General features: G+C 71.8%; 13 protein-coding genes. 10 read left to right on the top strand and 3 right to left on the bottom strand.

All coding sequences use genetic code 11. The features are described from left to right. Positions 1-605 precede the first annotated feature (605 nt). The 7 genes from OG214_RS35465 (at position 606) to OG214_RS35435 (ending at position 8,504) form a co-directional block, all read left to right on the top strand. A complete protein-coding gene (locus OG214_RS35465) occupies positions 606-1,529 on the top strand; it encodes a response regulator transcription factor (RefSeq protein WP_405987079.1) in 924 nt (307 codons plus the stop codon). A 432-nt stretch (positions 1,530-1,961) separates the two neighbouring features. Next, on the top strand, positions 1,962-2,849 hold the full coding sequence (locus tag OG214_RS35460) for a hypothetical protein (protein WP_405987078.1): 888 nt from the start codon (positions 1,962-1,964) through the stop codon (positions 2,847-2,849). After that, entirely contained in the window at positions 2,846-4,684 is a 1,839-nt protein-coding gene (asnB, locus tag OG214_RS35455; protein ID WP_405987077.1) for an asparagine synthase (glutamine-hydrolyzing), read from the top strand. Before OG214_RS35460 ends, asnB begins: the two co-directional genes overlap by 4 nt. Then, a complete protein-coding gene (locus tag OG214_RS35450) occupies positions 4,681-5,217 on the top strand; it encodes a flavin reductase family protein (protein WP_363086244.1) in 537 nt (178 codons plus the stop codon). Before asnB ends, OG214_RS35450 begins: the two co-directional genes overlap by 4 nt. Beyond that, the gene (locus tag OG214_RS35445) at positions 5,214-6,704 is read left to right on the top strand and encodes a 4-hydroxyphenylacetate 3-hydroxylase family protein (protein WP_405987076.1); all 1,491 of its coding nucleotides are present in this window, start codon (positions 5,214-5,216) and stop codon (positions 6,702-6,704) included. Before OG214_RS35450 ends, OG214_RS35445 begins: the two co-directional genes overlap by 4 nt. Next, the gene (locus tag OG214_RS35440) at positions 6,701-7,546 is read left to right on the top strand and encodes a class I SAM-dependent methyltransferase (RefSeq protein WP_405987075.1); all 846 of its coding nucleotides are present in this window, start codon (positions 6,701-6,703) and stop codon (positions 7,544-7,546) included. Before OG214_RS35445 ends, OG214_RS35440 begins: the two co-directional genes overlap by 4 nt. Positions 7,547-7,622: 76 nt before the next feature. Then, positions 7,623-8,504: a helix-turn-helix domain-containing protein gene (locus OG214_RS35435; RefSeq protein WP_383031038.1), complete on the top strand. Its 882-nt coding sequence runs from the start codon at positions 7,623-7,625 to the stop codon at positions 8,502-8,504. Here the strand turns inward: OG214_RS35435 and OG214_RS35430 are convergent. Further along, the gene (locus OG214_RS35430; protein WP_405987074.1) at positions 8,492-9,751 is read right to left on the bottom strand and encodes an MFS transporter; all 1,260 of its coding nucleotides are present in this window, start codon (positions 9,749-9,751) and stop codon (positions 8,492-8,494) included. The two genes, OG214_RS35435 and OG214_RS35430, sit on opposite strands and share 13 nt — an antisense overlap. 292 nt (positions 9,752-10,043) lie before the next feature. After that, positions 10,044-11,237 (bottom strand): ATP-grasp domain-containing protein, encoded by a 1,194-nt coding sequence (locus tag OG214_RS35425; RefSeq protein WP_405987073.1) that lies wholly within the window; start codon positions 11,235-11,237, stop codon positions 10,044-10,046. Positions 11,238-11,575: 338 nt separating this feature from the next. Here OG214_RS35425 and OG214_RS35420 point away from each other — a divergent pair, with 338 nt between their 5' ends. Beyond that, entirely contained in the window at positions 11,576-12,508 is a 933-nt protein-coding gene (locus tag OG214_RS35420) for a LysR family transcriptional regulator (RefSeq protein ID WP_066942956.1), read from the top strand. Between the two features lie 319 nt (positions 12,509-12,827). Here OG214_RS35420 and OG214_RS35415 read toward each other — a convergent pair whose 3' ends face one another. Then, positions 12,828-14,459 (bottom strand): FadD7 family fatty acid--CoA ligase, encoded by a 1,632-nt coding sequence (locus OG214_RS35415; protein WP_363084947.1) that lies wholly within the window; start codon positions 14,457-14,459, stop codon positions 12,828-12,830. 286 nt (positions 14,460-14,745) lie between these two features. Here OG214_RS35415 and oxc point away from each other — a divergent pair, with 286 nt between their 5' ends. Further along, the gene (gene oxc, locus OG214_RS35410) at positions 14,746-16,506 is read left to right on the top strand and encodes an oxalyl-CoA decarboxylase (protein ID WP_363084946.1); all 1,761 of its coding nucleotides are present in this window, start codon (positions 14,746-14,748) and stop codon (positions 16,504-16,506) included. Positions 16,507-16,592: 86 nt separating this feature from the next. Further along, complete coding sequence (frc, locus tag OG214_RS35405) at positions 16,593-17,849, top strand: formyl-CoA transferase (RefSeq protein WP_363084945.1); 1,257 nt, start codon at positions 16,593-16,595, stop codon at positions 17,847-17,849. The last annotated feature ends 88 nt before the right edge of the window (positions 17,850-17,937 follow it).

Below are 17,937 nucleotides of genomic sequence, written 5' to 3'. Positions count from 1 at the left end.
GTTCGCGCGAAACGGCCACGGTGCGGCCGTGGTGCGGCCACGGTCGTCGGAGCCCCTCGGCCGCGGGGGTTCGGTCGGAGGGATGGACCGGCACGGGGCCGTCAGGCCCGTTGAGGCCGGACCGGGCCGCCGTGTCGAAGAATGAGGGATGTCAACACCGTCAGCCAGGCAGCAGTTCATGCTGATACCCGGGGTCATAGGATCCGGCGGACCCGGTACACGCGTGAGTGTGACCGGTGCTGCCCTGGCCGATATTGACCCACAGCAAGCCCCTTACTAGGCTGTAAATATGGCTATTCCGCGCACCGACTTCACCTTGGTCGGTATCGGCGGCTCATGGCACCGCAGGTGCTTCGACGAGCTGTGTAGCGCCCTCGTGCGGCGCTGACCTTCGGCTCTTCCCCGAACAGCGGCGCCCTCTCCTCCTCTGCCGGGCCCCTTCCATCCCTCAGCCCAGGTCGCCGCCGACCTGATGGCAGGCCAGGGATACGCGGAGAACTCCGGCGTCACCGTCGTATCCGAGGGGAACGCAGCGCGATGCCATACCACTTCCGAGAACGTGCTCCCAGAACGACCGTCTCCCTCCGTCTGAGGGGTGGCCCGTCATGGAACTCCTGACCGAGGCGGACCCGGGCGCCGGGTGCGGCCGGCGGCAGTCGGCGCGCCGGGCGTCCCGTGCGCTGCTCGGGCGGACGGGTCCCGAGGCACTGCACAGCGAGATCGACAATCCGCTCGATCTGATCGCGGGCCATCAGATGCTCGCCGAATCGGAGGACCGCAGACCGGGCCCGGCGGTCCCGCCCCGGCTGAATGCGCCGCCCGCGGGCTGCACCTGCGGACATCCGCTGTGCGCGGAGGCCGCCCATCGCGAGACGCTGCCCACCCGGGTGTTCCTGGTGGAGCGTCATCCGGTGGCGTGCGCGGGACTGCGCAGCGTGCTGGGGCCGGTGCCCGACATGGCGGTGGTCGGCAGCTCGGGCAACCCGGACCGCGCGCTGGAGGCCGTACGCCGGATCCGCCCCGATGTCATCCTGCTCGGCGGCGGTGACACGCTGGGCGACGATCTGTCCGCGGTGGTCCGGCTGCGCGGTCCCGAGGGCTACCCGGGCGCGCGGATCCTGCTGCTGCGGCGGGCCGAGAGCACCACGGAGGCCAGCCGGATGCTGCTCGCCGGGGCGAGCGGCTGCTTCCCGCTCGAACTGGCCGAGGACCGGATCATCAGCACGGTGTCGATGGCGGCGGCCGGGGCGACGGTCTTCCTGCCGGCGCCCCCGCCGGTCCAGGTCCATCCGGCCAGTCTGGCGGGCCACGCGGGCGAACCGCTGCCGCAGCACTGCGGGCTGACGGGGCGTGAGCGCCAGGTGCTCGCGCAGCTCGCCCGGGGTCTGAGCAACGCGGAGATCGGCCGCGAACTCGCCCTCGCGGAGGCGACGGTGAAAAAGCACCTCACCCAGGCGATGCGCAAGACGGGCCAGTCGGACCGCCTGCGCGCGGCGCTCTACGCCCACCGCCACGGCCTGGCGGGCTGACCCGGCCCCGGGGCCGGTCCGGTGGCCGGTCCCGGGTCACACACGTCCGCCCGTAACCCGGGGGCTCGGCGGGCGCCCGTAACCCGGGGCCCGGCGGCCCCGCTCCCGTACCCAGCGGTACACAGAGGAGAGGCGGGAGGCCCTGCGCCGAAAGGCCCCGGGCCTCTTCCCGTACCTGAACCCGTACCACAGCGCGAACGCGCACCCGCCGGGGCGAGGACCCGACGACACGCACGGCACCCCACACGACCGGCCCCCTCGAAGGGATCCAACTTTCCCGCCACGGGCGACCTTTGGAGCATGCCGCGCGGGCTGATCGTCGCCGTTACCGACTCCGTTCGGGGCTTCTGGGCGCCCCGGCGCCGTACCTAGCGTTACGGGCGGACCAGCAGCTGCCCGGTCCTCACCCCACGCCTGGCCAAGGAGATCCCGATGAGCGACGCGGCCGAAGGAGGCATCGCCCGCGCCGGTTCGCGCGACACCGCCGCGCACGGTGCCGGTACGCCGCCCGAGACGGAATCCGCCGACAGCGCACGTGCCCGGACGACGGTCCTGCCGGACCCCGGCGCATCCGGCGCCGAGGGCGCCGCCGGCGCCGTACGACCCGAGAAGTCCCGCAATCCGTACCGCTCGATGCCCGACGCGGAGCGCTCCGCCCTGTGGCGGCAGCGGCTCCACGAGGCCGAGGCCGGTCTCACCGGACTGCTCGCCTCGCTCGGCGACGAGATCCATCTCACCGACTGGTTCGCCCTCCAGGCCGAACTCTTCGCCGATCTGCCGGACGCCCGCACCGCCCCGGCCGCCGAATGGCAGCGTGTCTTCTTCCGGGGCCAAGCCCTGATGGAACGTTTCCTCGTGGCCCGCTACGGCGAGGCGATCCTCGCCGACTGGGCGCGCGCCAACGCCGGGGTGCACCGCCAGGTGGAACCCGACCACGGCCGGGGCGCCGGCGATCCCGTCCACCGGATCGCCCGTCAGGCCGAACTCTACGGTTCCGACTACGAGTTCGACGACGAGTCCGACGATGAGTCCGACGCCGGCACCGTGCCGACGAGCCCCGCGCACGCCGCGCTCACCATCACCCACTGCGCCATCTGGGACTACCGCGAACAGGCCCGCCGCAACGGGGTGCGGCTCACCCTGGCCTCCCCCTGCACGTACTGCACCGAGGCCCTGAGCGCCAATATCCGCGCCAAGGGCTATGTGCCCGCGCACCAGTTGCGCACCGGCCCCACGGGACACGGCTGCCGCTGGGAGGCCACCGCGCCTCCCGCCGCCGCTGCCGCGCCCTCCCCCACCGACGAACTCCAGGAGCCATGATGTGCGGAGTCACCGGCTGGATCGACTGGGAAACCGATCTCCGGAACGAGGAGGCGACGCTCCGGGCGATGACCGGGACGCTCGCCTGCCGCGGTCCCGACGACTCCGGCGTCCTGCTCTCCCGGCACGCCGCCCTCGGCCATCGCAGGCTCGCCGTCATCGCGCCCGACGACGGCGCCCAGCCCATGGGCACCACCGCGGGCGACGGACCGCGCACCGTGCTCACCTACAACGGCGAGCTGTACAACTACCCCGAGCTGCGCCGGGAGTTGCGCGCGCTCGGCCATGAGTTCCGTACCCGCTCCGACACGGAGGTCGTCCTCCGGGCCCATCTCCAGTGGGGAGCCGACGCGCCCCGCCGCTTCAACGGCATCTTCGCGTACGCGCTGTGGGACGACCGCCGCCAGGAACTCCTGCTGGTCCGCGACCACTTGGGCGTCAAGCCGCTGTACTGGCATCCGCACGCCTCCGGGGTGCTCTTCGGCTCCGAGCCCAAGGCCGTACTGGCCCACCCGCTCTTCCACGCCGAACTCGACGCCGAGGGCATCGCGGAACTGTTCGCCCTGCCCGCCGCGCCGACCGCGGGCCACGGCGTCTTCCGGGGACTGTACGAGGTGCTCCCCGGCCAGACCGTCACCGTACGGCGCGGCGCGACCCGTACCGCCCTCTACTGGCGGCCCACCGCCCGCGCGCACCCCGACGACCCCGCGACCACCCGGGAGACCGTACGGGCGCTGCTCGCCGACACCGTCGAACGCCAGCTCCTCAGCGATGTCCCGCTCTGCACCCTGCTCTCCGGCGGTGTCGACTCCAGCGCCGTCACCGCTCTCGCGGCGGCGGCCCGGGAACGCGCGGGCCACTCCAAGGTGACCAGCTTCTCGGTGGACTTCCCCGGCAGCGCCGACCGCGCCCCGGACGCCTGGCGCACCAGCGCGGACGCGCCCTTCGTCCAGGCCGCCGCCGAGCACATCGGCACCCTCCACACCTCCGTGCTCATCCCGGACGACGATCTGCTGGAGGCCCGTGACGCCGTACTGCGCGCCCGGGACCGGCCCGGCTGGGGCGAGATGGACGCGTCGCTGCATCTCCTCTTCCGCGAGGTACGCAGACGTTCCACGGTGGCCCTGTCCGGCGAGGCCGCCGACGAGATCTTCGGCGGCTACCCCTACTTCCACGATCCGGCGGCGCTCGCCGCGGACACCTTCCCCTGGCTGCACGGCCGTACGACCCCGGCCGCGCTGCTCCGTCCCGAGGTGGCCGCGGAGGTCAGGCCCGAGGAGTACACCGCGGAGCAGTACCGCCGCTCGCTGGACGGCGTACCGCGGCTGGAGGGCGAGGAGGGCGCCGACCGCCGTATCCGCGAGATCTTCCATCTCGCGCTCACCCGCTGGCTGCCGCCGCTCCTGGAGCGGGTGGACCGGGTCAGCATGTCCGTCGGTCTGGAGGTCCGGGTGCCGTTCTGCGACCACCGTCTGGTGGACTACGTGGCCAACGTGCCCTGGGCGGTCAAGACGCCCGGCGGCCGGTCGAAGGGCCTGCTGCGGGACGCCGTACGCGATCTGCTGCCCCCGCAGGTCGCGGACCGGCCCAAGAGCGGCTATCCCTCCACGCCCGCCGTGCGCTACACGGAGGTGCTCACCGCCCGCGCGCACGAACTGCTCGCCGACTCCCAGGCGCCGGTCTTCGACCTGGTCGACCGGGAGACCGTACGCCGCGCGCTCGCCGAGGGCCGCCCCCTGCCCAGCCCGCGCACCGCCCCCAATCCGGTCGGCGGACTCGACCATCTCGTCCAGGTCGACGAGTGGCTGCGCGCGTACCGGGTGAGGCTGCGGTGAGCCCCGCCCGCGGGCCCGCCCGGAGCGCCGAGGCGGAGGCGTACCGGGGCGCCTCACGGCGCTGGACCACCGGGGTCGCCGTACTCACCGCGCGCTCGGGCGAGGACGTCTTCGCCAAGACGGTCTCCTCGCTCTGCACGCTCTCCCTGGAGCCGCTGCTGATCAGTGTGGCGGTCGACGCCCGCAGTCCGCTGGCCGCGGCGGTACGCGCCAGCGCCCGGTACGCCGTGTCCGTACTGGGCGCGGCGCAGGAGCCGCTCGCCCGTCGGTTCGCCGCCCCCGGAGCCGGTCACGCGCTCGGTTTCTTCACCCATGCCCCGATGCGCGAGGACACCGGGGCGCCCGTCCTGGAGGACAGCCTGGCCTGGTTCGACTGCCGGCTGCACAGTGTCCTGCCGGGCGGTGACCACGCCATTCTCGTCGGCCGGGTGGTCGCGGCGGACGTCGGTCAGGGCGAGCCGCTGCTGTACCACGACGGCCGGTACCGCACCCTCCACCACCAACCGATGACGTCGACAGGAGCCCGCGCATGACCCGACTGGACACCTCGGCGCCGGGAAGGGGTCTGCTCACCGGCGACCGCTACCGGGCCGAGCTGAACGACGGCCGCGAACTGTATCTGGACGGCAAGCGCGTCACCGACCCGGCGGCGCACCCCGCTTTCAGGCCGGCGGTCGACGAGCTCGCCCGGCTGCTGGACCTCCAGCACGATCCCGCCCATCACGAGCTGCTGACCTGGAAGGACCCGGAGACCGGAGCGCGGCTCGCCCGTGGCTACCAGCCGCCACGCACCCTGGAGGAGCTGCGCGTACAGCGGCGCAGCGCCGAGTTCTGGCACGCCGAGTCCCTGGGGCAGCACGGCCGTTCGCCCGCCTTCATGGCGTCCATCGCGGTCGGTGTGCACGACTTCCGCCATCAGCTGGAGCAGGCGCGCCCGGGGTTCGGCGCCAACGCCGAGGCGTGGTACCGCCATTGCGCGGCCAACGATCTGGTGCTCTCGCACGCCCTCGGCGATCCGCAGATCGACCGCTCGACCGATCCGGTCGACGACCCGGATCTCGCCCTGCGGGTGCTGGAGGAGAACGACCGGGGCATCGTCGTGCGCGGTGCCAAACAGCTCACCACGCTCGCGCCCCTCGCCCACGAGGTGCTCGTCTATCTGTCGGCGTCCTTCACCCAGCGCCGCGGTGAGCAGTTCGTGGTCTGGTTCGCCCTGCCGCTCAACACCCCCGGTCTGGTGACCCTGTGCCGCGAACCGCTCGGCAGCAGCCCCTGGGGGCACGCGCATCCGCTGGGCGCCCGCTTCGACGAGCAGGACGCCATGCTGTTCTTCGACGATGTGACCGTGCCCTGGGACCGGGTGTTCCTGCTGCGCGACGGTGAGCTGGCCCGGCGCGGACTGGGCCGGATCAACGCCTGGAGCGCCTATATCGGCCATGTCCGCTACCGGGAGCGGCTGCGTACCCTGCTGGCCACGGCCACCCTCGTCGCCGAGAGCATCGGTGTGGACGGCTTCCGCAACATCCAGGAGGACCTGGGCAGGCTGGCCGGGTACGCCGAACTCACCGAACTCTTCCTCGACGCCGCCGAGGCGAGGGCCACCGTCACCGACAGCGGTCTGCTGGCCCCCGGCGACACCGCGGCCAGCCGGGTCTGGTCCGCGGAGGTCGCCGAGAGCGCGATCGCCATCGTGCGCGGGATCGGCGCCTCGGGACTGCTGATGCAGCCCACCGAGAACGATCTCGCGCACCCCCGGCTGCGCCCCCATCTCGACCGGTACATGCGCGGACGCGGTATCGACGCGGACCGCAAGTCCCGGCTGTTCCGGCTCGCCTGGGAACTGACCGGCGACGCCTTCGGACAGCGCCAGCATCTGTACGAGTACGTCCACCGGGGCGATCTGGCACGCAACCGCATCAATCTCTACAAGCGGTACGACCAGAGCTCCGTCCGGGAACGGCTCGAACGGCTCATCGACGAACCCGCCCCGCCCGCCGCTCCCCAGGAGGTCAGTCCGTGACCGCGTCCGCCACCGAGATCCAGGCCCGTACCCTCGCCGGTTACGCGCACGCCAGCGCGCTGCGGCAGGTCCATGACCGCGACTGGGTGCTCGACCGGGTGACCGGCGAGCCCGAGGTGCTGCTCGATCTCGGCAGCGGCATCGGCCAGTTGCTGCACGAGGCACTGGGGCGGTATCCGTCCCTGCGGCTGGCCGTCGGCCTGGAGCGTTCCGAGCACCGTATCGCCGAGGCCGCGGAACGGCTGCGGGCCCACGGCGACCGGGTCCGGCTGCACCAGGCCGATCTGACGGATCCGCCCGAACTGCCCGACCGCGCGGACGTGGTGACCATGACGTCGGTGCTGCACTGGCTCTACCCCGACGAGGAGCGCACGCTCGACTGGATCAGCCGGCGGCTCACCCCGGACGGGGTCTTCCTGCTGACCACCTACCATCCGGACCGGGACGCGCACGGACTGGGCGGCGAGGACGACATCGTCCGGGACGCGCTCGTCGCCCTCGGCGCCGAACGGGGCGCGGTGCCCTCGCTCTTCTCCGGCGGAGGGGTGCTGCCCATCGCGACCAGGACCCGTACGGGCGCCGATCTGGGCGCGCTGCTGGAGCGGTTCTTCCACGTCGACTCGTATCTGGAGCGCGACGCGGTGGTCACGGTCGAGAACGAGAGCCAGTACGAGCACTTCCACGCGGCGACCTTCGGCGACTACTACGCCCGGCTCGTCGAACCGGCCCGGCGGGCCGCGTTCTTCACCGCGGTCGGTGAGAGCGCCTGGCGGCGCCAGCACGAGCGGGGCCGGGTCAGCGAGATGCCCGTACGGCTCTGGCGGCTCGCTCCGCGCCGGTGAGCGTCCGACTACGCTGAGCGGGCGGGCACTTCGACGGGCCCGCCGACACGCCGTCCCGTCCGGCCGAGGAGCCACGATGTCAACTCCCCTCCCCAGCGCGAAACTCGGCGCGTTCCTCCGAGCCCACCGAGAGCTGCTCAAGCCCGCCGATGTCGGGCTGGTGGCCACCGCCCGCAGGCGCACCCCCGGGCTGCGCAGGGAGGAGGTGGCCTCGCTGTCGGGGGTGGGGCTGGCCTGGTACACCTGGCTGGAACAGGGCCGGGTGACCGCTTCCCGGCAGGTGCTGGGGGCGGTCACCCGGGCGCTGCGGCTCGACGCGGCGGGGCAGCGGCACGCGATGCGGCTGGCGGGTTATCACGATCCCGCGCTCTCCGGCGAGGAGGACGGCGGCAGCGGTGAGCTGGCCGCCGCCGTCCAGCCGGTGCTGGACTCCTGGACGGCCAGTCCGGCCGTCCTGCTGGACCGGTACTTCGATCTGCTGGGCTGGAACGCCGCGTGGGGAGCGCTGTGGGGCAGCCCGGAGACCGTCCCCGCGGACCGCCGCAATCTGATGTGGCTGATGGTGGCCGACCGGCGGCTGCGGACGGTGCTGCGGGACTGGGAGCCGCTGGCCATGAATGTCTTCCAGCACTTCCGCGCACAGGCGGGTCCCGCGCTGGAGGACCCCCGTACCGACGAGGTCTACCGGCGTCTCGACGAGGACGCGCCGGAGCTCCGCCACTGGTGGGGATGCCACTCGGTGGCGGAGCTGACGGCCCGTACGGTCGTCGTGGAGCCGGCCGGGATCGGCGGGATCGAGCTGTCGCTCTCGTCCTTCCACCCGGTGGACGACCCCAGCGCGCTGGTGCTTCTCTTCACACCGGCGTCCGCCACGGACCGCGCCCGGATGGGGGCCCTCACCGAGCGGCCCCTCCGGTCCGTCGATCCGGGCGCGGGAGCGGGGCGTCAGGCCGGCTGATCCTGTGCGGGGGTCGGACCGGCGGGTTCGTCCCGCCGTACGGACTTGCGCAGGCCCGCGCCGACCGTGAGCGCGCCCAGCGCCGCGAGGAGCGCCAGACCGGTGCCGATGACCAGTGTGCCCGTGGTGACCTCGGTGAACGAACCCACGGCCCAGGCGCCGATACCGGTGCCCGCGTACATGGTCGAGGTCAGCCAGGCGCTGGAGGTGGCGCGCAGCTCCGGGTTGACGGTGCCCGCCAGCGTCTGCTGGTCGGTGACGAAGCCGCCGCTGGCCACGAACCACACGGTCACCCCGGCGAGCGCGAGCACCAGTCCGGGACCCCACGCCGACAGGGTGATGCCCGCCGCCATCAGGACTCCCCACAGGGGCAGCAGCGGCACCTGGTTGCCCCCTGCGGCGCGCGCCCGGTCGCCCAGCCGGCCGCCGAGCAGGGAGCCGGCCACACTGCCCGCCCCGACCAGGATGCCGACGAGTCCGAGTTCCGAGACGGACAGGTCGAAGCGGTCGACGAGCAGGGCGCCCAGGAAGGTGTAGGCGCCCAGATTGGCCGCGTGGAACACCGTGTTGACGGTGAGCGCCTTGCGGAGCGTCGGATCGCTCCAGCCGGCGAGCACGGCCCTGACCGCGCCGACCTCGGCCGGGCGGCCGGCGCTCGCGGGGAGCTGGCGCAGCAGCAGCGGCAGCGCGAGTGCGGTGGCCACGGCCATGGCGAGGAACGCCGAGCGCCAGCCCGCCCATCCGGCGAGCACCGCGCCGAGCGGTACGCCGATCACCTGGCCGCAGGAGAAGAGCGCCATACCGAGACCGAGGGCCCGGCCGCGTACCCGGTCGGGCGCGGTCTCGGCGATATGGGCCCAGATCGCGGGCCCCGCGGCGGCGGCGGCGAGACCGGCGACGGCGCGGGAGACGACCAGCAGCGCCAGCCCGGTGGAGAGCGCGGCGATGGCGTTGGACACGAGGAAGAGCGCGGCACCGGCCACCAGGGTCCGCCGCCGTCCGAAGCGGTCGCTGAGCAGACCGAGGAACGGCGCGCAGATCGCGTACACGAGGACGTACGCGGTGACGCTGGAGGCCGCGGCGGCCTCGCTGACGTCGATGTCGTCCGCGATGGTCGGCAGAAGGGGAGAGACCAGGAAGGTCTCCGTGCCGAAGAGGAAGAGCAGGGCGAAGACCCCGGCGTACCGCAGTCGGTCGAAGCTCTCGGATGCGGTGTCGGGGCCGTGCGCGTCCGGGGGACCGCTCAAGGGGATCACTGCCTTTCGGGCGTCTGTGGGGAGTCCCGGCGGCCGGCGGGGGCCGTACGGGAAAGCCACGCGCGGCTCCGGTGGCGACAGGGACCGTCCGGCCCCGCCATGCTGCTCGGGACGCACGGCCTCAACCAGGCAGGCGTTCATCCTGTGACCCCAGGTCACAGTCACCGTCGGCCGCGCCGGAGGAGAGCGGTGATCGGTTCGGTCCGTGGCGGAGAGCGGTTGAGGGCGGTGGAGGGCGAGGCCCCCCACCGTCGTTCTCACGTCCGGACGTCGGGTCGGGAACTCAGCCGAGTGGCGCCGCGCCGGCGGCGCTCGCTCCGGCGGGCACGGGTGAGCCGAGAGGCTCGGACTGGGTGACGGGCTCGGGCAGGGTCATGAGCTCGGGCGGGATGACGGGCTGGTGCGGGGTGACGGGCCGGGGCGGGGTGATGGCCATGACGGTCTCGGTGACCGCGATACGGCCGCCCAGTCGCGGCGGTTCCAGCCGGCCGGGATCGCCCGTCAGAAGCAGACGTACCGCGGCCCACGGGAGGTTCACTCCGGCGAAGGCGGTCTGGAAGATCCCGGCGGAGGCCCGTGGATTGGCCTCCAGCAGGATCGGCCGGCCGTGCCAGTGGCGCAGTTGCACATTGGAGAGATAGGCGAGCTGGAAATGACTCACCAGGCGCTGGGCGATGGCGGTCAGGGCGGGGGCGTCGAGCAGATGGCGGTAGCGCCCGTCCTTGGACCGGGCGACACAGGTGACCATGGCGCCGCCCGGGGCCGAGAGGCAGTCGATGCTCACCTCCGGATCGTCCAGGTACGGCATCACGATGAACTCGGGGACCTTCTCGCCCTGGTCCGCCGCCCGGTCGAGGGCGTCGGCCACGGCGCCGACGGACGCGACGGGCCGCGCCGGTGCCAGCAGATCCTTCATGCGCAGGGGTTCGTCGTCGAGGATACGGAAGCCGAACGCCGAGAACTCCCCGGCGGGTTTGATACAGGCGGTGCTGCCCGCCTCGGTTATCTGCCGTGCCGCCGCGCGGAGTTGCTCGCCGTCGGAGACGATCCACCAGGGCGGTACGGGCACGCCGATCGCCTGGGCGGCCTCGTAGGTCAGACTCTTGCTGGTCAGTGTGTCGACCGCGGCGGCCGGTGAGCACATGAGCTTGGTGCCGACCGCGGCGAAGGCGTCGGCGTAGGGCGCGAGTGCGTCCAGACGCCGGGGCGGTATCAGTACGTCGATGGAGTGCCGGCGGCAGAAGTCGAGGGCGAACTCGACGTAGGCCGCGTTGCTCACCCGGTGGGGTTCGACTTCGCTCACGTCGCAGGCAGCGAGCGCGGGAGCGTGCCGGCTGACGTTGGTGCCGTAGACAAGGACATCGGTGGCGTCGGGGTTCTCACGCAACATCCGGGCCACCTCGGTGGCGGCGACCCCCGCGCTGCTGAGCCAGATGCGAAGTGCTATCGGGGACGCTCCCCTCGGACAGGGCGACATGGCCACGCGGCACGGGCGCCCAGGCCGGGGGAAGCCCCCCGGTGCCGGAGATCCACGGCCTGCGCGGCGGTGCGCAATCGGGTGTGTAGAGCGGATGATAGCCCGGATGGGCTGCGGTTTTGCACGTACACGGATTGGCGGGAGAACCGTGCGGCCCCGCCTGATCCACTCCGGCGGGGCCCCACGTTCACTCGGCCCCCCGCGATGGTCGCCGACCGGCCGTTGAACCGCCGAACCGCTGATGAGTGGGATGATTCGCAGTGTCACCGGAGCGACGGAAGCCCGTGGTCCGGTTTCGGCGCGGTGCCGGGTGCCGAGGAGGCAGGGAGGAGTCGCTGATGCTGTTCCGTCAGTTGGAGTACTTCGTGGCGGTGGCCAGGGAGAGACACTTCGCGCGGGCGGCCGAGTCCTGCTACGTGTCACAGCCCGCGCTCTCGGCGGCGATCGCCAAGCTCGAACGCGAGCTGAACGTCACGCTGATCAACCGGGGACACAACTACGAGGGCCTCACCCCGGAGGGCGAACGGCTCGTCGTGTGGGCCAAGCGGATCCTCGCCGAGCAGGACGCGTTCAAGGCCGAGGTGGCCGCCGTGCAGTCGGGCATCACCGGGACGCTGCGCCTGGGCACGGAGCCCACGGCCTCGACGACCCTGGCGCTCCCGGTCGCCGCGTTCTGCGGGGCGCACCCGCTGGCCAAGGTCCAGGTCCGCTCCCGGCTGTCCGCGAGGGAACTCCACCGCCAGCTACGGGAGTTCGAGCTGGACGCGGCGATCGCGCACTTCGCCCCCGAGGACCGCGAGAGCCTACAAGTGGTGCCGCTGTACCAGGAGAGATATGTGCTGCTGGCGTCGGGCGACCAGCTGATGCCCCAGACCAACACCATGACCTGGGCCGACGCGGCCCAGCTGCCGCTCGCGCTGCTGACGCCCGACATGCGTATCCGCCAGCTCATCGACAACGTGTTCGCGGACAGCGGGGTCGTGGTGACCCCGCAGGTGGAGACGGACTCGGTCGCTTCCCTCTACGCGCATGTGGGCGTCGGCGACTGGGCGAGCATCGTGCCGCACACATGGCTGCGTGCCATGCCGGTGATCGGCAGACCGAGGGCCGTCCGCCTGGTCGCCCCGGACGCCAGGGCGCAGGTCTCGGTCGCGATCCACGCGGCGACACCGGGATCGATCGCCGCCCGTGCGTTCGTGAACGCGGCGACGGGTCTGTCACTGGACGAGTTCTTCGACCAGCCGCTCCCGGCCGAGCACCGCGTCAGATAGAGCCGGACACCGGGGGATCAGGGCCGGTCCTGCCGCCCCGCACCCACGGCGAAGACCGGTACCGGTACCGGGGAACCGCCCGGCCGGGCGGACCGGACCGGCGGCACACTCGCGGCCGAACTCCCGGCCCCTGACCGTCAGCCGGGGGCCTGCCCGCCCCTGGCCACGGCCCCACGGCGAAAGACCCGTACCGGTGGCCGCGGAACCGCCCGGTCGGCCCGACCGCCCGGTCCGACCGGGACCGGCGGTCCGACCGGGACCGGCGGCAACCGCGGCCGAAGGCCCCGCGCCCCCGGCAGCCGGTCGGCTGCCCGCGGTGTCATTTCGCTTGCGCGTAGAGGTTCTCCACCGCCCGCCGGTCCAGTCCGCCCTTCGCCGTGTGGGGCAGCGCCCCGACGATCTGAAGCCGGTCGGGCACCTCGGTGGCCGACAGCCGGTCGCGGCAGTACTGGAGGATCTGCCCGGACCCGAGCATCTCGCCCTCGCGTACGACCACGACGGCGCCGGTCCGCTGCCCGTAGTGCGCGTCCGGGATGGGGAACACGGCCGCCTCCGCCACACCGGGATATCCGGCGAGCACGTCCTCGACATGCTCGGGCGAGATCTTCTCGCCGCCGCGGTTGATGAGGTTCTTGATGTGCCCGGTGAGGAACAGATACCCGTCCTCGTCCAGTGAGCCCAGATCCCCCGTGCGGAACCAGCCGTCGGTGAAGCTCTCCGCCGTCTCCTCCCGGTCACCGAGATAGCCGCGGGTGACGGTGGGACCCTGCACCCACACCTCGCCCTGGGTGCCGACCGGGCACGTACGCCCGTTCCGGTCGACGACACGGAGGCCCACTCCGGTCGTACGGCCGACGGATCCCTGCTTGAGAGGTCCCCGCTCCGGCAGCGGCTCGCTGGTCGTCTGGTGCGTGGTCTCGGTCATCCCGTACGCGGAGAGCAGCGGCGCCCCGAGCGTACGCTCCAGCGCCCGCTGCGTGGCCGCGTTGAGCGGGGCGCTGCAACTGCGTACGAATCTCAGCGGCGCGATCTCCGGGCCCGGGTACTCCGCCGCCGACCGGTCCAGGAGGATCTCGTGGATGGTCGGGACCGCGGTGAACCAGGTGGCGCCCGCGGCCCGTACGTCGTCCCAGAACGTGTGCGCCGAGAACCGCCCCCGCTCGGGCAGCAGCACACATCCCCCGCTGGCCAGGGAGGCCAGCAGGGCCGCGAACAGTCCGTGGCCGTGGAAGAACGGCATCACCGCGACCGTCGCGTCGCCGGGTCCCAGCTCGTAGGTGGCGCAGATGCCCCGCACCGAGGCGGCCACATTGGCGTGTGTCAGCGGGACCATCTTGGCCCGGTCGGTGGTTCCCGAGGTGAACAGCACCAGGGCGTCGTCGCCGGTCGGCCCGTCTCCCGCGCCCCGTACGTCCCGCACGTCCCGTACACCCCGCGCTCCTCCCCCCGCCCCGTCCGTTTCGAGCGCGGCCGTCGCCGTCCCGGCGCGGGAGACATCCACGCGTACCGTCCACGACGGGGCGACATCGACCCGCGCGACGGGTTCGGCGCCGGTCGCGAGCGGACCGGCGAGGATCGCCCGCGCCCCCAGCGCGTCGAGCCGGGCGGACATCTCCGGCCCCGACAGCGCGGGATCGACCGGGGCGACCACAAGACCGGCCCGCGCCGCGCCCAGGAGCGTCACGACGAACTCGGCGGTGTTGGCGCAGACGAGCCCCACCGCGTCGCCGCGCCCCAGCCCCGCGGCGCCGAGACGCGCGGCCATCTCGTCGGCCAGGGCGGCGAGGGTGCCGTAGGACAGGTCCACCCGGTTGCCGGCGACGGTGACGACGAGCGCCCTGGCGCCGGGACAGTCACGCGTCTGTCTGTGCAGAAGGTCGGCGAGGCCCGTGACCGCCGGGGGCCGGTACCGGTTCGTGTCGCACACGGACGCCGTAGTGGGAACGGCCATGACCACCACTCCTCGCTCTGGAACTCATACCGGATCTGAGGAATCTGAGGAAACCGTCACTGTGAGACTGCGCTGGCGCGAAGTGTGCGTCCAATACGCGCTGGTGAACAGTCGATAGCGAACATCTATCAAGGGAGTTGCCGCTCATCCCGGGCCTCCGCGACCAGCATCAATAAATGTTGTTTATCGGCTAGTCGTCGATAGGTCTTGGACGCGGACTCGCACGCCGAACAAGGTGGGACGAGAAGCCGCACAGGCATGACTGCCCAAGGAGGACCTCGGAGCCATGACCGCCCCTTCCGCACTGGAGACCGCGTCGACCGCCGACGTTCCGGCCGAGGCCGAGCTCACCGACGGGTACCACCTGGTGGTCGACGCACTCAAGCTTAACGACGTCGACACCATCTACGGGGTGGTCGGCATCCCGATCACCGACCTGGCCCGCCTCGCGCAGGCCCAGGGCATCCGCTACATCGGTTTCCGCCATGAGAGCAACGCCGGTCACGCGGCGGCGGCGGCCGGTTACCTCACGAAACGGCCGGGCGTCGCGCTGACGGTGTCCGCGCCGGGCTTCCTCAACGGACTCGTCGCGCTGGCGAACGCCACCACGAACTGTTTCCCGATGGTGCAGATCTCCGGCTCCAGCGAGCGTCATCTCGTCGACCTCAAGCAGGGCGACTACGAGGAGATGGACCAGCTCGCCGCCGCGCAGCCGTTCGTCAAGGCCGCGTACCGGGTGAGCCGGGTCGAGGACATCGGCCGGGGTATCGCCCGCGCGCTGCGCACCGCGATCTCGGGCCGGCCCGGCGGTGTGTATCTCGACATCCCGGCCGCGGTGCTCGGCTCCATCATGGACGCGGAGGAGGGCGCCAAGACGCTGAGCCGTCTTGTCGACCCCGCGCCGCGCCAGCTCCCCGCCCCCGAGGCGGTGGACCGCGCGATCGAGATCCTGGCGGGCGCTCAGCGCCCGCTGGTGGTGCTCGGCAAGGGCGCCGCGTACGCGCAGGCCGACGAGCGGATCCGCGAGTTCATCGAGTCCACGGGGATCCCGTACGTACCGATGTCGATGGCGAAGGGCCTGCTGCCCGACAGCCACCCGCAGTCGGCCGCCACCGCCCGTTCGCTGGCGCTGCGCAAGGCCGATGTCGTGGTGCTCCTCGGCGCCCGGCTGAACTGGCTGCTCAACCACGGCGAGGCACCGCAGTGGAACCCGGACGCCAAGTTCATCCAGGTGGACATCGAGCCCAAGGAGCTGGACAGCAACCAGCCCATCGCCGCGCCGCTCGTCGGGGACATCGAGTCGGTGCTCGAAGTGCTCGCCGAGCGGACCAAGCCCGGCCAGATATCGGCCCCCGCCGCCTGGCGGGAGGAGCTGGCGGCGCGCTCGGCGCAGAATGTCGCCAAAATGGCGGAGCGTCTCAAGGCCGACCCGCATCCGATGCAGTTCATGGGCGCCCTCAAGGCCGTACGTGACGTGGTGCACGAGCGTCCCGAGACGTACATCGTCAACGAGGGTGCCAACGCGCTCGACATCGCGCGCAATGTGATCGACATGCAGGTGCCGCGCCACCGCCTCGACAGCGGTACGTGGGGTGTCATGGGCATCGGCATGGGGTACGCGATCGCCGCCGCCGTGGAGACCGGCCAGCCGGTCGTGGCCGTTGAGGGCGACAGCGCCTTCGGGTTCAGCGGTATGGAGCTGGAGACGGTCTGCCGCTACAAGCTGCCGGTCGTCACCGTCATCATGAACAACGGCGGTGTCTACCGCGGCGACGACATCAACCCGGCGGAGACCGGTGACCCGTCGCCGACGACCCTGATGCTCCAGGCACGCCACGACGTGATGATCGAGGCGTTCGGCGGCAAGGGGTACCGCGCGACCACGCCCGCCGAGGTCACCGCCGCGCTCACCGAGGCACTGGCCTCGGGCGGCCCGGCGCTCATCGACTGCGCGATCGACCCCTCGGCCGGCACCGAAAGCGGTCATATCGCGCACCTCAACCCGAAGGGCATCACCGTCGGCAACATCACGCCGGCGAAGAAGTAGGCGTCACGCGCCCCCGAACCCCTCGCGTACTCCGCACACCGCACACTCCACCCTCGCACGAGATCATTCACGAGAAGGAAGCCATCATGAGTGAAAAGCCGCTCGCCGGAATCAAGGTGATCGACTTCACCGGGGTCCAGGCCGGTCCCGCGTGCACCCAGATGCTCGCCTGGTTCGGCGCCGACGTCATCAAGGTCGAGCGCCCCCAGGGCGGCGACGTGACCCGCAACCAGCTCCGGGACATCCCCGACCTCGACGCGCTCTACTTCACCATGCTGAACAGCAACAAGCGCTCGCTGGCCATCAACACCAAGACCCCCGAGGGCAAGGAGGTCATGGAGAAGCTGATCCGCGAGTCGGACATCCTGGTCGAGAACTTCGCGCCGGGCGCCATGGACCGTATGGGTCTCAGCTGGGAGCACATCCACGAGCTGAACCCGCGCCTGATCTTCGGCTCGGTCAAGGGCTTCAACGACGAGTCGTCGTGGAACGACCTCAAGGTCTATGAGAACGTCGCCCAGGCCGCCGGCGGAGCCGCGTCCACCACGGGCTTCTGGGACGGCCCGCCGACCATCAGCGGCTCGGCCCTCGGTGACAGCAACACCGGCATGCACCTGCTGATCGGCCTGCTGACCGCGATCATCCAGCGCAACGCGACCGGTCTGGGCCAGAAGGTGTCGGTGTCCATGCAGGACGCCGTACTCAACCTGACCCGCGTCAAGCTCCGTGACCAGCAGCGCCTGGCGAAGATCGGCTACCTGGAGGAGTACCCCCAGTACCCGCACGGCGAGTTCGGCGACGCGGTGCCCCGCGGCGGCAACGCCGGCGGCGGTGGCCAGCCCGGCTGGATCCTGAAGTGCAAGGGCTGGGAGACCGACCCCAACGCCTATATCTACTTCACGATCCAGGAGCAGAACTGGAAGCGCACCGCCGAGGCCATCGGCCACCCCGAGTGGGTCGAGGACCCGGACTACACGACCGCCCGAGCCCGCCAGCCGCGCATCATGGAGATCTTCGGCGAGATCGAGAAGTGGCTGGCCGACAAGACCAAGTACGAGGCGGTCGACATCCTGCGTGAGTGGGAGGTGCCCTGCGCCCCCGTGCTCAGCATGAAGGAGCTCGCCGAGGACCCGGACATGCGCAAGAGCGGCACGATCGTCGAGGTCGAGCAGAAGGAGCGCGGCACGTATCTGACCGTGGGCAGCCCGGTCAAGTTCTCCGGCTTCAAGCCCGACATCAAGGGTGCGCCGCTGCTCGGCGAGCACACGGACGAGGTTCTCGCGGACCTCGGCTACGACGCGAACGACATCCGCAAGCTGCACGAGGGCAAGGTCGTCGCCTGATCCGGTGATCCGCGGACCCGGATCCGGTGACCCTCGTCCGGTGTCCGGTGTCCGGTGTCCGGTGATCCTCATCCGAACGACCGATTTC

Source organism: Streptomyces sp. NBC_00872 (assembly GCF_045161915.1).
Lineage (GTDB): Bacteria > Actinomycetota > Actinomycetes > Streptomycetales > Streptomycetaceae > Streptomyces.
The sequence above is the reverse complement of the archived record's forward strand: the minus strand, read 5'-3'. Positions and strand labels throughout refer to the sequence as shown.

Bases quoted from the DNA above. Each gene is read 5' to 3' on its own strand.
- OG214_RS35465 (WP_405987079.1), top strand. From the start codon at position 606: ATGGAACTCCTGACCGAGGCGGACCCGGGCGCCGGGTGCGGCCGGCGG.
- OG214_RS35445 (WP_405987076.1), top strand. From the start codon at position 5,214: ATGACCCGACTGGACACCTCGGCGCCGGGAAGGGGTCTGCTCACCGGC.
- frc (WP_363084945.1), top strand. From the start codon at position 16,593: ATGAGTGAAAAGCCGCTCGCCGGAATCAAGGTGATCGACTTCACCGGG.
- OG214_RS35415 (WP_363084947.1), bottom strand. From the start codon at position 14,459: ATGGCCGTTCCCACTACGGCGTCCGTGTGCGACACGAACCGGTACCGG.
- OG214_RS35460 (WP_405987078.1), top strand. From the start codon at position 1,962: ATGAGCGACGCGGCCGAAGGAGGCATCGCCCGCGCCGGTTCGCGCGAC.
- OG214_RS35435 (WP_383031038.1), top strand. From the start codon at position 7,623: ATGTCAACTCCCCTCCCCAGCGCGAAACTCGGCGCGTTCCTCCGAGCC.
- asnB (WP_405987077.1), top strand. From the start codon at position 2,846: ATGATGTGCGGAGTCACCGGCTGGATCGACTGGGAAACCGATCTCCGG.
- OG214_RS35420 (WP_066942956.1), top strand. From the start codon at position 11,576: ATGCTGTTCCGTCAGTTGGAGTACTTCGTGGCGGTGGCCAGGGAGAGA.
- OG214_RS35425 (WP_405987073.1), bottom strand. From the start codon at position 11,237: ATGTCGCCCTGTCCGAGGGGAGCGTCCCCGATAGCACTTCGCATCTGG.
- oxc (WP_363084946.1), top strand. From the start codon at position 14,746: ATGACCGCCCCTTCCGCACTGGAGACCGCGTCGACCGCCGACGTTCCG.